We start from the raw sequence: 14,628 nt of genomic DNA, 5'->3' as shown, positions 1-14,628 counted from the left end.
CGCGAAAGCGCCTCAGAAGAACAGGCCGCGCGGCATCGGGATCAGCAGGACGTTCGCCATCAGGAGATAGAAGGCGAGGAGGATCGCGACGCCGACGGCGGTAAGGATGGCGAGTTCGCGCATCGTCACCCGCTCATGGGTGGCGATCGCCATGATCGCGAAGAAGGCGAGGAGGCTGGCGACGAAGAAGCCGAGGAAAGGGATCAGCGCGACCCAGGCGGCCATGACGACAAGGAAGAGGATCCGCCTCGCCATCGAACCGCGTTCGGCGGCGCCGTCGTCCTCCTTCGCGGCCTCGGTTCCGCGGAAGCCGATGATGACGTTGCGCAGGACGAGCACCGCCGACAGCACGATCATCGCGACCGAGATTGTGATCGGAAAGACCGAACCCATCGGCGTCATCCGCCCGGTCTGGGTGATCAGGAGGACGCCGAGTGCGATGAACAGGACCGCGACGGCGGTGCCGGCGGGGTCGTGGAGCCCGCGCCGGCCGGCGGATGCGTCAGTGTTTCGTGCCATCGCGGCTCTCCACGATCATGTCGGTCCGGGATCTGCGGGCTCTCGCGGCGCCGATCGCCTTCGCGACATAGGGGTAGAACAGGGTCAGCGCGGCGAAGAGGACGATGACCAGCGAGATCGGCCGGCCGAAGAACATGCCGAGGACGTTCTGCTGGGCGTTGCCGATCAGATAGCTCTGGACGTAGCCCTGCTCGGCGATCTGGCCGAGGACGAGGCCGAGCACGATGGGCGAGGGCGCGAAGCCGGCGCGGTTGAGCAGCCAGCCGATGACGCCGAGGCCGACCATGACCGCGCTGTCGTTGAGGTTGTTGTGGATCGCGAAGGAGCCGATCACCGTCATGAAGGCGATGGTCGGGACCAGCGCCGCCTTCGGAATGGCAATGATGCTCTTATAGGCGTAGCGGCCGACGAGGAGGCCGACGGGCAGCATGATCAAGGTGCCGATGATCAGGCCGAAGATGAAGGTGTAGACGATCTGGCTCTGCGCCGTGAACAGGGCCGGCCCGATCTTGATGCCCTGGACGAGAAGCGCGCCGAGGATGACGGCGTCGGGCGGCGTGCCGGGAATGCCGAGGACGAGCGTCGGGATGAAGCCGCCGCCGACCGTGCCGTTGTTGGCCGATTCCGTCGCGATGATGCCGGCCGGCTCGCCGGTGCCGAAGCGTTCGGGATGCTTTGAGGAGCGCCGTGCCTCCGAATAGGAGACGAGGCTGGCGACCGAGCCGCCGGCGCCGGGCAGGATGCCGACCAGCGTGCCGATGATCGAGGAGCGGATGAGGTTGAGCTTGTCCTTCATCACGATGCCGAAGGCTTCCTTCAGCCGGAATCCGGTCTGGGCGCCTTCCACCCGGAGATGCGGGTCCTTGGTGGCGACGAGGTCGATCAGGACGGGAATGCAGTAGAGGCCGATCAGCCCGGCGACGATGTCGATGCCGCCGAGAAGGGCGTGGCTGCCGAAGGTGAAGCGCACGTCGGCGCCGATTACCGCGACCCCGACCATCGACAGGAGCAGGCCGAAGCAGGCGCCGATCAGGCCCTTCACGAGATTGCCGACCGACAGCGCCGAGATCAGCGTCAGCCCGAAGACCGCAAGCCAGAAATATTCCGGCGGCCCGAAGGCAAGCGCGACGCGGGCGAGCGGCGGCGCGAGGAACATCAGCATCAAAGCGCCGACGAGGCCGCCGGTGACCGAGGCGATGGTCGACAGCGTGACGGCGAGCGCGCCGTCGCCGCGCTTGGCCATTGGGAAGCCGTCGAATGTGGTGGCAATCGCCGACGGCGTTCCGGGCGTGTTGACGAGGATCGCCGAATAGGAGCCGCCATAGATGGCGCCAGTATAGATCGCGCCGAGCACGATCAGACCGGAGGCCGGGTCCATGGTGAAGGTGAAGGGCACGAGAACGGCGACCGCCATGGTCGCCGACAGGCCGGGCAGGGCGCCGATCACGATCCCCGCGGCGACGCCCGCCAAGGCGAGGACGAGGTTGAGCGGCGTCAGCGCCTCGGCGAGATAGACGAGCTTGTCCATTCACATCGCCTCGAATGTGTCGGGATGCGGGAAATGAGAGGCGGAAACGCCATGCGCTTCCGCCGGTCGTGGCTCCGAGAGCCTACTTCTTGGCGATGCCCATCTTCTCGGCGACCGCCTGATACTCTTCCTGGCGCTTGGCCATGAAGTCCGGCACCTTGTCGTAGGGCACGTTGATCACCACGAAGCCGCCGTCTTCCATCTTCTTGATGAAGCCTTCGTCGTGATTGATCTTGTCGAGCACGTCGGAAAGCTGCTTCTTGACGTCCTCGGGCGTCGACTTGGGAACGGCGACGCCGCGATAGGCACCGCCGACCATGTCGTAGCCGAGCTCCTTGAAGGTCGGCACGTCCGGGAAGCTCGGGACGCGCTCGTCGGCGGCGACGGCAAGCACCCGCATCTGGTCGCCCTGGGCGATGGCCGCGGTGGTGTAGCTGAAGCCGGCCATGACCTGACTGCCGAGAACGGCGGCCGTTGCCGGGCTGGTGCCAGAGAACGGGATGTAGGTCGTGTTGACGCCTGCGAGGTTGTTGAAGCGCGTCTGGGCGACATCGTTGGCCGAATTGGTGCCGGAGCCGGAGACGGTGACGACGCCCGGATTCTGCTTGGCGTAGTCGATGAGGTCCTGCAGCGTCTTGAACTGGCTGTCCTTCGGAACGACGATCGCATCCGGCGTGTACTGGAAGAAGTAGACGTTGGAAATGTCGTCGGTCTTGTAGCCGACGTCCTGCGCCATCGGCTGCAGGACGATATGGGGCAGGTTGGTCCCCATGATCGTGTAGCCGTCGCCTTCCATGCCGTTGAGCTGCGACCAAGCCTGGGCGCCACCGGCACCGGCCATGTACTGGATCACCAGCGACTGGCCGGTCAACTTCTCCCACACCGGCTGCTGCAGGCGCGCGGCGATGTCGGACTCGCCGCCTGCGTTGAACGGAATGATGTAGTTGACGGGTTTCGACGGATAGTCCTGCGCGGCGGCGGGGCCGGCCACAAAGCTCGCGGCCAGCATCAGGCCTGCGAGGGTCTTGGCGAGCTTCATCGTTTCCTCCCTTGAATGCTCCTTGCCGAAATTCCGCCCGCTCCTCCAAGCGGAAGTGCAGAATTCAGGTCGCAGCATCTGTCACGACGAAATCCGCAATGTCAATCATGCGTTCGAAGATGCATGCAGTGCTGCATGCATGCTTGGACTTGTTGACAGCTGGCCGAGCCTGTAGCGTGGCGAAAAAAAGGGCGGAAACCGATGTCAACAGCAGCCACGCTCTTCGGCGAGGCAAGAGGCGAGCGCAAATCCTCCCTGGTCGAGGCCGCCTACGACGCCATGAAGCAGGCGATCCGCGACGGGATATTCCCGCCCGGCTTCCAAGGATCAGAACTGGAAATGGCCCAGCGGCTCGGCATGAGCCGCACCCCGGTGCATCAGGCGATCATCCGCCTCGAAAGCGAGGGGATGGTCCAGTTGAAGCCGAAGCGCGGCGTCGTCATCTCCGCGCTGACGCCGTTCGATATGAAGGAAGTCTACGACGTCATCATCGCCGTCGAGGGCATGGCCGCCATCCTCGTCGCCGAGATGAGCTCGGCCCGGCGCGACGAGATCGTGACTTCCATGGAGGCGCTGAACGCCGAACTCGCGGGCGCGCTCGATCGCGACGACCTCACCGGCTGGGCGGATCTCGACGCCCGCTTCCACGCCTTCCTCGTCGAGAGTTCGGGCAATGGCCGGCTTCGCAAGATTGCCAAGGTCAATATCGACCAGTCCTACCGGGCGCGCCGGCTGACGCTGAACCTCAGGCCGAAGCCGGTCCATTCGATCGAGGAGCACCGTCTGATCATCGATGCGCTGAAGGTGGGGGACGCAATGCAGGCGCGGCAGATGGCGCAGAACCACAAGATCAAGGCGCGCGACCTCATCGTCGACCTCCTGAAGCGCTACGACATGAAACACCTCTGAGGAGCGAGCCCGGGGAAGGGCGCGTCTCGTCGGTTCGGCATCGGCGGGGACAGGGCGAATGCCCGGTCAGACCGAATCCGCGGCGCTTTCCCGCAGCAGGTCGAGGAGGGCGGTCGCGGCCCGGGTGTGATAGCGGCCCCGGTTGCGCAGCGCCACGAATTCACGGTCCCTCACCGCCGGACCGACCGTGACCACGCGCCCCGCCGACAATGCCGGCACCGCGGCGCGGTCGGAGAGAACCGTCGCGATCGAACCCGCCTCGACCGCCGCGAGCACCGCCTCGTTCGAGGGGAACTCCAGCAGCACCGGCAGGTCGGCCATGGCGATTCCCAGGCCGGCGAGAAGATCCTCGAACTCGGCCCGCGTTCCCGAGCCGATCTCGCGCAAGACCCAGTCGGACCCGGCATAGTCTGCGGGCGGGACGCTCTCGCGCCTCGCCCAGGGATGGTCCTTGCCGACGACGAGGACCAGCCGGTCGCGCCCCACAACCCATTTCTCCAGTTCGGCGAGATGGACCGCGCCCTCGACGACGCCGAGATCGGCCGAACCCTCGGAGACGGCACGCGCGACCTGCGCCGTGTTGCCGACCGTCAGCGAGATGTCGATCCGGGGATAAAGCCCGTGAAGCCGAACGAGCCGCGGGGGAAGCCAATAGCTCGCGACCGTCTGGCTGGCGTGGATGCGGACCTCGCCGATGGTCTGACCGCTGAGATCGGCGAGGACCAGCTCCGCCGCCTCGGCCCGGCCGAGCGTCGCCCGCGCCTCCGGCACGAACAGCCGGCCGGCCTCGGTGAGTTCGATCCGGCGCCCGACCCGGTCGAACAGCTTGACCTGGTGACGGGCCTCGAGTGCCGCGATCGATGCGCTGACGGCCGACTGGGTGAGGTTCAGCCGCTCCGCCGCGCGGGTGACGTGCTGCAATTCGGCGACTTCGAGGAAGATGCGCAATTGTTCAAGGGTCATCCCGGATCGCGCTCCGAACGGTTTCGCTCGTACCAGACCGGTGATCGATAAAGAAAATCGATCATTTTGAAAAGAACAATCCGTTGGAATGGTCAGGGCCACAGTCCTATCGTCAAGCCATGAATTTTCTATCGAACAAGGTTTCGCGATGAGTTCTGCCGCCAATGCCGCGCGCAAAGAGGATGATGTTGCTGCCGCCAAGGGTGTTTCCTACGCCGCTTCCCTGAACCCGCTGGTCGCGGTCCTGCCCGGCCTTGCCCTGACCTTCGGCCTCGCCGCGCTCGCCTTCTTCGCGAGGGCGCAGATCGGCATCGCCTCGCTCAGCCCGCTGATCCTGTCGATCGTCTTCGGCATGCTGGTCAGCAACACGGTCGGCGCTCCGGCGATCGCCAAGCCCGGCATCACCTTCTCGCTGAAGCGGATCCTGCGCTTCGCGATCATCCTGCTCGGCCTGCAGCTGACGGTCACGCAGATCATCGAAGTCGGCGGCACGGGAGCCGCGATCATCGTCGCGACCCTCGTCGCCACCTTCTTCTTCACCAAGGCGATGGGCCGCGTGCTCGGCGTCGATCGCCGCCTGGCCGAGCTGATCGCGGCCGGCACGTCGATCTGCGGCGCCTCGGCCGTCATCGCCACCAACCTCGTCACCAGGGGCTCCGACGAGGACGTCGCCTATGCCGTCGCCTGCGTCACCGTCTTCGGCTCGCTCTCGATGATACTTTATCCCGTGATCCAGACCGGTCTGATGCTCGATCCGACCGCCTACGGCCTGTGGACCGGCGCCACCATTCACGAAGTGGCTCAGGTCGTCGCCGCGGCTTTCCAGGGCGGCGACGCCGCCGGCCAGTTCGGCACCATCGCCAAGCTCAGCCGTGTCGCGCTGCTCGCCCCGCTGATCCTGTCGCTCGGCTTCCTCGCCGCGCGGGGCAGGACGGCCGAAGAGGGCGAGATGGCGGGCAAGCCCCCGGTGCCCTGGTTCGTCTTCGGTTTCCTGGCGCTCGTCGTCGTCAACAGCCTCGTCACGATCCCGGCGGACATCCACGGCGCGCTGGTGCTGGCGACGACCTTCCTCCTGTCTGCCGCTCTGGCAGCGATGGGGCTCGAGACCAATGTCTTCAAGCTCAAGGCCAAGGGCCTGCGCCCTCTGGCGCTGGGGGCGATCGCCTGGCTCTTCATCTCATGCCTTGGCCTCGGCCTGATCCTGATGGCCGGCCTCTGAAGCCTGAAAGACGACAGTGAAGAAGCCCGGTCGCATGAGGCGGCCGGGTTTCGGCATTGTCAGTCAGCCCAGGAGCGCGCGGGTCAGGACCCGGGCATAGGTCGGAATCGCCCCCTTGTGGATGAGTTCGAAGCCGTGGGTGTTCTGCGTCGGAATGCACAGGACCGCCGTCTGCGGTTTCAGGCCGGAGGAGATCGTGGCGCTCGCATCCGATGCGAACTCCTCCAGGAGAGCCAGCTGCGGCGTCACGTCCTCTGCCTTGGCCGCTGCCCGGATGTCGTCGATGAGCTCCGGACTGTAGATCCCCTTCTGGTCTCCAAAGGAAAGGATCGGGCGCTCATCGAGAACCGTGTCGTATTCGTGCGCCACGGGTCCCACTTCCAGCGCGATCATCTGGTCGCCCGGCAGCGTGCGCGCGGCGAACTTGGCGCCGCCATTCGTCACCTCCTCCTTGGTCGAGCAGACGAAGTAGACGTCGCGGGTCATCTCGCCGCGCCGCTCCAGTAGCTGGCGGAGCGAGACGACGCCGGCGACGATCAGCGCCCGGTCGTCCATGAAGTGCGCGCCGAGGAGATCGCCGACGTCGATCAGCTGGCGCTCCACGCAGGACAGGACGACCCGCGTGCCGGGATGGACGCCGGCTTTTTCCAGAGCCTCCCGCGAGCGGCCGGTGATGACCGAGACCACCTCCCAGTCGACGCCGCTCCGACGGATCTCCGCCATTTCCGGACTGTCGTTCGTGCGATGCAGCGAGCCGAGCGACAGGACGCCGGTCAGGTGCTCGTCGTCTGCGAGGATGTCGACGGCGCACTGGCCGAAGGACATCGGGCGGTCGCCGCCGAGATTGGTGACGCGCAGCCGGCCGTCGGGCAGGAGCCGCTTCACGATCATCGCGATCTCGTCCATGTGGGCGACAGCCATGATCGGCGGACGGGTGGCGTTTTCGGCCCGCACCAGCCCGACGAGATTGCCTGCGGCATCGGACCAGGATTCGTCCACCAGAGGTTCGAGCGCCTTCTGGCAGACGGCGCGGACCTCCTTTTCATCTCCGGATGGGCCGCGGGCGAGGAGCAATTCCTTCAGCAACGCCCGGTCGGGTTCGGCGAGGCTTTGCATGTTGTCTCCTGTCGATCGGATGACGGGTATGTCGCCAACGTCTCCTGGGCGGGAGGAGTTCATACCTTCGCGAAGGCAGGGCGGCGCAAAATACCGGTCGCTGCTAGCGAAACCGGGCGGCGTGAGAGCCGCAATCGCGCGGCAGCCGGTTGGTCTTCATCGAGCGATATGAGAAAGAGCTCAAGGCATCCGGCTGGCCCATCCGCACGGGAGGATCCCGCCGCGATCGGTCCGCAGAGTTTCGACGCCGCTTTCGGCCGGTGGAAGCAAGAAATACGCCAGAAACCGGCCGGCAAGCCTGCGCGAAGCTGGCGGCGTCATTCACCTGTCACGCTCGCTGATCAGAAGGGCGCCGAAAAAATAAGTCAAAACCGGGATTTAGATTCGGGTTAGCCGTTCGGTAGTCAAAGCGAACGTAACTTGTTTGGCTTCCGAACCGTCGCTATAAGCCCCGGGGCGGGAATGGAGGCGCATGATGAGCGAGACACTCAATATCGATCTGACCCTCTCGGAAGACGGTCCTTTCATGAACGACCGTCAGAAGGAATATTTCCGGAAGAAGCTGCTCGCCTGGAAGGCCGAGATCCTGCGGGAATCGCGCGAGACCCTGGCGGCTCTCGCCAGCGACAACAACAGCAATCTCGCCGACATTGCAGACCGCGCATCGTCGGAAACGGATCGTTCCATCGAACTGCGGGCTCGGGACCGGCAGCGCAAGCTGATCTCCAAGATCGACGCCGCGCTGGAGCGAATCGATGACGGGACCTACGGTTTTTGCGAGGAGACCGGCGAGCCGATCAGCCTTAAGCGCCTCGACGCGCGCCCGATCGCGACCCTTTCCCTGGAAGCGCAGGAGCGCCACGAGCGCCGCGAGAAGGTCTACCGCGACGAATAAGAGCCGGGTCGCCCGGCGGTCGCCCCGGCGTCGTGCGCAGGGTGGCCTCGGGAAGGGCCGGACGCTTGGCCCTTCTCAACATGCGCAAAGCGTCTGCTCGACGGGCTGGCGCAGCGCGGAGGGATCCGCGCCGGGCTGCAATTCTGAAAACGTCCGGGTTACGTCCTCGGCACCGACATGAAGGCCGCCCGGCATGGAGTGGCATCGGTGCCGCATCGCCGAGCGTTTCGATGCGGAGTTGCCTCCGAAGGACGGTTTCGCCGAACCGATCCGACTTCTCGTCCGGCCTGATCCGGCCGCCTGTCGACATCATCTCGATTTACCGCTCCGATTGCGATTCATCTCAGGTAATGCGCGTCCGCCCATATGGCAGACCGGCAGAAGCGCCTGTTCTGCCTGAAACGCCGCTTGTTCCTGACCTCACACCTCCAAGGCTCGTCGCAGCGGCGTCAGCGCCGCTGGCGTTCGGACGAGGTGGCGAAGCTGAGATCGCCGAGCAACCGCTCCATCTCCTCTTCGAGCGTCAGTCTGCGCGAATCCGGCTTGCGCTCTGAGGCGCTGGGCGTCGGCGTCGGAGCGGGGGCGGTTTCGCTCTTCACCTCGACCGGCTCGGCGGATGCATCCTCCTTCGCCGCTGCCTGGGTTTCGGGCTCCACCAGCGCGGCATCCGCCTGCGGCGCACTTCCCTCCTGCGAAGGCGAGCCGGTGGGCGCTGCGTCGCCTGCTCTCTCGGCGGCCTCTTCCGGTGCCGCCGCTGCGGCCTCTTCATCCGCCAAGGGCGCGGTCTCGGCGACGGGGGCGGATTCGGATGACCAGTCCGAATGAGCTGATTCGCTTTTGCGTTGTGCTTCGTCCGCGGCCGGTTCGTCGGCCCGCCCAGCTTCCAGCTGCGGCTGCTCCGGTTCTGGAACGGCCGCCGGTGCCGCCATCTCCACCGACCCCGTCAGCTGACCGCCGCGCTTGAAGATCGGATCCTGCACCGCCGCCCTCGGCTGCTCGGCGGGCGGGGCGGACGGGTCATCGGCTTGCGCGGCTGGTTCGTCCGGGGAGGCCGGAGACGCCGGGGCCTCGGCGGAGGAAGCGTCCCGGTCCGGTGCGTCGGGCGCGCTTTCAGGCTCGCGATCGCTCAGCGTCGGCCTTTCGGTCACCGGCGGTTCTCTGGTCGCCTGCTCGGAGAAATATTTGTCGTTGCCGAAGTCGGAGTCGAGTTCGGCCGACAGAAAGTCTTCCAGACTGGGTTCGGCATCCGCCGCAGCCGCAGCCGCAGCCGCAGCCGCCGGGGCCGCCGGAGCGGCTGCACGCGCCAGGGGCGAGGCGAGGGGGGAAGCGTACGGATTTCGGACCACCGCGGCCGGCCGCGGCTTCGTCTCGGGCACCGTCTCGCCGCCTTGCGCACCCGCACCCGCGAACTGACGTGAAGTCGGCACGCCCCTGGGCGGCTGCGGCATTTCTTGCGGCGCGGTGCGGTTCTGAATCGCCATCGCGAAGCTTTTGACGGAAAGCGGCTTGCGCGCGGGAGCCGGCTCGTTCGGGCGGTCGAGCGCTGCGGCCGTCACCGTCGCGTCCTGGACGCGCGCGTTCTCCGCGTTCTGCGCCCGGTTCATCGCGTCGCGAAGCTGCGCGCGCTCCGCCGGCTGGTCCTCGGCGACAGGGGCCGCGCTCGGGGCGGCGGACAAGGGCGGCATCGGCAGTTCCGGCTCGATGCGTTCGGCATCGGCCGGAAGTCCGTTCGCAGAAGAACGCGCCGGCTCCTGTTCCTCGGCACGGGCCGGCGCTTGGATCGTCTCTTCCTGCTCGCGCCGCTGCGGCGGCAGTGTCGGCGTCGCGCGCGATCGCGGCTGGATCGGCGCCTCGGGCAGGCGCGGAGGCTCGGGCGGATGAGCCGGCTCGCGACGTTCCGCATCCGCCCGCTCGGCGGAGGACCGGGCGTTGCCGGATCCGATCGGCATGCGGGAGACGAATTTGCGGACGATCTCGCCGGCCTCGGCAGCCGAACGGTCGGACCTTGGTTGCGCGTTGCCAGCTGGCCGGCCCGGCGGGCTGGCAATCGGCGCGCGGGCCTCCGGCTTCGGCGCTTCCTGCAAGCGTGCTGCCGGTGCCGAGTGCTCGGCCGCGGGTTCCTGCCGCCTTTCAGCCGGAACCGGGCGGGACTGAGGCTCCGGAAACGGTGTGATCGAGGCCGGCGCGACCCGCTCTTCCGGCTCGGGCGGGGCGGCGACGGAGGGCTCTCGCGCCCAGTCGTGCTCTCGCGTCCGGTCGTGGTTGCGCGCATGGGCCGCAGCGGGAACGCGCAGGATATTGCTCTCGACAACGATGTCGGTCTGGCCGCCCACCATCACCAGATGCTCCATCTCGTCGCGCCGCACGAGGACGAGCCGGCGCTTTTCGTCGATGCGGGCGACGTCCATCACAGCGAGCCGCGGCGTCCGGTTGCGGCTGCTGAAGGCCGCCGATCCGCCGAAGGCCTTCTTGGCGATCACGATCACCGCCATGGCCAGGATGCAGACGATCGCGGCCACGATAGCCACCCATACGATCTGCGCGACGCCTTCCCCGAAGAGATCGATGATCCACTGTGGCATGCGGCCTAGCACTCCTACTCTCGGACGACGGCGCCCTTCATCCCGCGGGACGGCGTTCGATCGAAAACTCTGCAACGTCGGCTGTCGCAAGCTCCGTGGGACAATTCATAGTGCGTTTCGTCCGCCGAGCGAAAGACCGGAGCGAAGCTTCGTCAACCGTTTGGCTGAATCTTTCCGTGTAAAAGCGTACAATTGCGGTCTCGCCTCGAATCTCGTTTTGATTCACAATCGCGGGGGAAGCAATTGCGAGCAAAAGGGCGAGTCGGAATGAACGGAGCGGCGGGATCGGTCGAGAAGCCTTTGATCGACCGGGCGACGGCGGCCTCCGGCGTGCGCCGGCTCCTGATGCTCGGCGGCGCCCTCATTCTGCTGGCGGCGGCGCTGGCCTTCTTCGGCCACACCTATGGAGGCATCGCGCTGCTGGTGATCTTCGGCTGCCTCGCGGCCGTCGGCATCGCCGCGATCTTCGGCGCGGCGCTCGGCGTGGTGCGCCTCGGCGGCGCCTCGCCCGACGGGTCGATCGCCCGCGACTTCCTGGACACCGCGCGTACCGGCACGATGATCATCGACCGCCGCGGCCAGATGGTCTACGCCAACCGCGCCTATGGCGATATCACCGGCGCGGGCAACGCCTCAGAGGTCAAGACGCTGGAGCGGCTGCTCGGCCGCGAGCCGGAAGCGCGCGAGGCGATCTACTATCTCGCCAATCTGGCGCGCGAGAGCCGGGCGGGCCAACGCGAGTTCCGGCTGGCCCGAAGCCTCTCGGGACCCGCCGGGCCGGACTCCGCGCCGCGCTGGTACCGGATCTCCGTTCGGCCGCTGCCGACCGCGGGCGAGGCGATGCAGGCCTGGCAGGTCCTCGACATCACCGCCGATCGCAAGCATGAGGAAAGCTCATTCCAGGACCTGCAGCACGCGATCGACTATCTCGACAAGGCGCCGGCCGGCTTCTTCGCCTCCGACGCCAATCATCGCATCGCCTATATCAATGCCACGCTGGCCGACTGGCTCGGTCTCGATCTCGGCGAGTTCCGGCCCTTCGCCCGCTCGATCATGGAATTCGTCTCGCAGGCCTCGCGCCCGCTGCTGCGGACCGACACGGGAGGCGCTGACACCGACGCCATGAGCGTCGTCGATCTCGACCTGATCACCGCAAGCGGACGCAGCCTCCCGGTGCGGCTCCTGCGCAAGCCCGTGCCGGACGACGTCGCCGCGCCGGGCACGGTTCGCACGCTCGTCCTCAATCGCAGCGGCGAAAGCGAGGCCGCAACGCCGGTGGAAGTCGCCGAAGCGCGCTTCACTCGCTTCTTCAACTCCTCCCCCATGGCGATCGCGGCGCTCGACGAGACGGGCCGCGTCGTCCGCTCCAATGCCGCCTTCCGGCAGCTGTTCGGCTCCGGCGCAGCCAATGGCGAGGCGGCGGTCGAGACCGGGATCCGCGAGAACGGGCGCGAATCGCTGCGCACCGCCGTGCGCGCCGCCGCCGCCGGGAAGGCGGGTATCCTGCCGGTCGACGCGGAGATCGAGGGCGACAAGCCACGCTCGGTGCGGATCTATGTCAGCGCAGTGCCGCGCGTCGGGCCCGAAGCCGACGAATCCGCGATCCTCTACGGCGTCGACATCACCGAACAGCGGGTTCTCGAGGAACAGTTCGCCAAGAGCCAGAGGATGCAGGCGATCGGCAACCTCGCCGGCGGCATCGCGCACGACTTCAACAACGTCCTGACGATCATCACCGCCTCGGTCGACTTCCTGCTCCTCAACCACCGCACGGGCGACCCCTCCTTCCAGGACCTCCTCCTGATCAAGCAGAGCGCCAACCGCGCCGCCTCGCTGGTGCGTCAGCTCCTCGCCTATTCGCGCCGCCAGACCATGCGGCCGAAGATGCTGAACCTCACCGACGTCGTCGCGGATATGCATCTCCTCCTGAAGCGGGTGAGCGGCGACCACGCGACGCTGGAGCGGCAGCATGCGCGCGATCTGTGGCCGGTGATGGCCGATATCGGCCAGTTCGAACAGGTGATCACCAATCTCGTCCAGAACGCGCGGGACGCTATGCCCGACGGCGGCAAGATCACGATCTCGACCCGCAACGTGCCGGCGGACGAGGCCCTCGGCTTCGGCTATGCCGAGTTGACCGAGGGAGACTATGTCCTCGTCGAGGTGGCCGATACCGGCACTGGCATGCCCTCGGACGTCGCCGAGCGGATCTTCGAGCCGTTCTTCACCACCAAGGAGATCGGCAAGGGCACCGGCCTCGGCCTGTCCATGGTCTATGGCATCGTCAAGCAGTCGGGCGGCTTCATCTTCGTCGACTCCACGCTCGGCAAGGGCACGACCTTCCGCATCTTCCTGCCGCGCCACGTGCCGACCCAGATCAGCGCATCGGGCGGCGACACCAGCGCCGCGGCGGTTAGCGCCAAGATGGACCTGTCCGGCACGGCCTCCATCCTCCTCGTCGAGGACGAGGACCATGTGCGCGCCGGCAATGTGCGGGCGCTGAAGATGCGCGGCTACGACGTCCACGAGGCAGCCTCGGGCCAGGAGGCGATGGAGATCCTGGAGGAGGTGGACGGCCAGATCGACCTCGTCGTCTCCGACGTGGTGATGCCCGAGATGGACGGACCGACGCTTCTGAAGGAGATGCGCAAGACCCGGCCGGATCTGAAGTTCATCTTCGTCTCCGGCTATGCCGAGGACGCCTTCGCCAAGAACCTGCCCGAGGGCGAGAAATTCGGCTTCCTGGCAAAGCCCTTTTCGCTGCGCGACCTTGCCGTGGCCGTGAAGACCGCGCTCGACGACTGACCGGTCCCGGCACGCACCGATGGATGGCGGCGCGTCGTTCGGTCGGGCGGCCGGCATGCGGAGACGATCGCCGAGAGTGCGGACGATTCCTCACCCGGTCGCTCTGCGGCTCAGGTGATCCCAGCTTCGTGGCGGGAGTCAGCCGGCCATCGCGACGGCGATGTCGGCGGCAAGCGCGGCATTTGCCTCGATCAGGGCGATGTTCGTCGTCAGCGAGCGCCCGCCGCTGAGTTCGACGATCCGCTTCAGGAGGAAAGGCGTCACCGCCTTGCCGGTGATGCCGCCGGCATCCGCCTCGGCGACGGCCTGTGCGATCCACGTCTCGACGAGATCCCGGGCGAGGGCCGCGGCCTCGGGAACCGGATTGGCGACGAGCATGCCGCCGCCGAGCGCTAGCCCGTCCCGCGCGGCCTGGAACGCGGCGATATCGGACGCCTCGTCAAGCCGCAGCGGCGCCGGCAGCCCGGAATGCCGCGACCAGAAGGCGGGAAAGCCGTCGGTTCGAAAGCCCACGACGGGCACGCCCTTCGTTTCCAGGAATTCCAGCGTCTTGCCGATGTCGAGGATCGCCTTCGCTCCGGCGCAGACGACCGCGACCGGTGTCCGCGCCAACTCCTCCAGATCGGCGGAGATGTCGAAGCTCGTCTCGGCGCCGCGGTGGACGCCGCCGATCCCGCCGGTGGCGAAGACGCGGATGCCGGCCAGCGCGGCGACGATCATGGTGGCGGCAACCGTCGTGGAGCCCGTCCTGCCGGAGGCGACGGCAAAGGCGAGATCGGCTCGCGACAGCTTCATGACGTCGCCAGCGACAGCCAGCTCTTCGAGCGTCGCCGCATCGAGGCCGACCCGGACCTCCCCGTTGACGACAGCGATCGTCGCCGGCACCGCGCCGTGCTCGCGCACGACCGCCTCGACGCGGCGCGCCGTCGCAAGGTTTTCCGGATGAGGCATGCCATGGGTAACGATGGTCGATTCCAGCGCAACCACCGGGCGGCCGCCGGCCAGCGCCTGGCCGACCTCTGCAGAAAGTGCGAGGTTCAGGCTCTTGGTCAT

The 14,628-nt window shown here is 67.0% G+C and carries 11 protein-coding genes; 4 read left to right on the top strand and 7 right to left on the bottom strand.

Annotated features, from left to right (window positions below; genetic code table 11):
- Window positions 1–12: 12 nt before the first annotated feature.
- The 3 genes from LH400_RS12060 to LH400_RS12050 form a co-directional block, all read right to left on the bottom strand.
- Entirely contained in the window at window positions 13–519 is a 507-nt protein-coding gene (locus LH400_RS12060; protein WP_229152947.1) for a tripartite tricarboxylate transporter TctB family protein, read from the bottom strand.
- A complete protein-coding gene (locus tag LH400_RS12055) occupies window positions 503–2,047 on the bottom strand; it encodes a tripartite tricarboxylate transporter permease (protein ID WP_229152946.1) in 1,545 nt (514 codons plus the stop codon). Before LH400_RS12055 ends, LH400_RS12060 begins: the two co-directional genes overlap by 17 nt.
- Before the next feature lie 82 nt (window positions 2,048–2,129).
- Entirely contained in the window at window positions 2,130–3,086 is a 957-nt protein-coding gene (locus LH400_RS12050; protein WP_229152945.1) for a Bug family tripartite tricarboxylate transporter substrate binding protein, read from the bottom strand.
- 201 nt (window positions 3,087–3,287) lie between these two features.
- On the opposite strand from LH400_RS12050, the gene LH400_RS12045 reads away from it, so the two are divergent.
- Window positions 3,288–3,995: a GntR family transcriptional regulator gene (locus LH400_RS12045; RefSeq protein ID WP_229152944.1), complete on the top strand. Its 708-nt coding sequence runs from the start codon at window positions 3,288–3,290 to the stop codon at window positions 3,993–3,995.
- A gap of 66 nt (window positions 3,996–4,061) precedes the next feature.
- On the opposite strand, the gene LH400_RS12040 is transcribed toward LH400_RS12045, so the two are convergent.
- Window positions 4,062–4,958 carry a LysR family transcriptional regulator gene (locus LH400_RS12040; protein ID WP_229152943.1) on the bottom strand — a complete coding sequence of 299 codons (897 nt, stop codon included), beginning with the start codon at window positions 4,956–4,958 and terminating at the stop codon, window positions 4,062–4,064.
- A gap of 148 nt (window positions 4,959–5,106) precedes the next feature.
- Here LH400_RS12040 and LH400_RS12035 point away from each other — a divergent pair, with 148 nt between their 5' ends.
- Window positions 5,107–6,177, top strand: a complete 1,071-nt coding sequence (locus LH400_RS12035) for a YeiH family protein (RefSeq protein ID WP_229152942.1) — start codon at window positions 5,107–5,109, stop codon at window positions 6,175–6,177.
- 63 nt (window positions 6,178–6,240) lie between these two features.
- Here LH400_RS12035 and LH400_RS12030 read toward each other — a convergent pair whose 3' ends face one another.
- The gene (locus LH400_RS12030; RefSeq protein ID WP_229152940.1) at window positions 6,241–7,293 is read right to left on the bottom strand and encodes a M42 family metallopeptidase; all 1,053 of its coding nucleotides are present in this window, start codon (window positions 7,291–7,293) and stop codon (window positions 6,241–6,243) included.
- 475 nt (window positions 7,294–7,768) lie between these two features.
- On the opposite strand from LH400_RS12030, the gene dksA reads away from it, so the two are divergent.
- A complete protein-coding gene (dksA, locus tag LH400_RS12025) occupies window positions 7,769–8,188 on the top strand; it encodes an RNA polymerase-binding protein DksA (protein WP_229152938.1) in 420 nt (139 codons plus the stop codon).
- A 449-nt stretch (window positions 8,189–8,637) separates the two neighbouring features.
- On the opposite strand, the gene LH400_RS12020 is transcribed toward dksA, so the two are convergent.
- Window positions 8,638–10,770 (bottom strand): flagellar biosynthetic protein FliO, encoded by a 2,133-nt coding sequence (locus LH400_RS12020; RefSeq protein ID WP_229152937.1) that lies wholly within the window; start codon window positions 10,768–10,770, stop codon window positions 8,638–8,640.
- Window positions 10,771–11,037: 267 nt separating this feature from the next.
- Here LH400_RS12020 and cckA point away from each other — a divergent pair, with 267 nt between their 5' ends.
- Window positions 11,038–13,575 carry a cell cycle histidine kinase CckA gene (gene cckA, locus LH400_RS12015; RefSeq protein ID WP_229152936.1) on the top strand — a complete coding sequence of 846 codons (2,538 nt, stop codon included), beginning with the start codon at window positions 11,038–11,040 and terminating at the stop codon, window positions 13,573–13,575.
- A 138-nt stretch (window positions 13,576–13,713) separates the two neighbouring features.
- Here cckA and LH400_RS12010 read toward each other — a convergent pair whose 3' ends face one another.
- Window positions 13,714–14,628: a pseudouridine-5'-phosphate glycosidase gene (locus LH400_RS12010; protein WP_229152935.1), complete on the bottom strand. Its 915-nt coding sequence runs from the start codon at window positions 14,626–14,628 to the stop codon at window positions 13,714–13,716.

It is taken from the genome of Jiella soli (assembly GCF_020615385.1).
GTDB lineage: Bacteria > Pseudomonadota > Alphaproteobacteria > Rhizobiales > Rhizobiaceae > VKMB-3413.
Note: the sequence above shows the minus strand (reverse complement) of the source record. Positions and strands in the feature narration are given on the sequence as shown.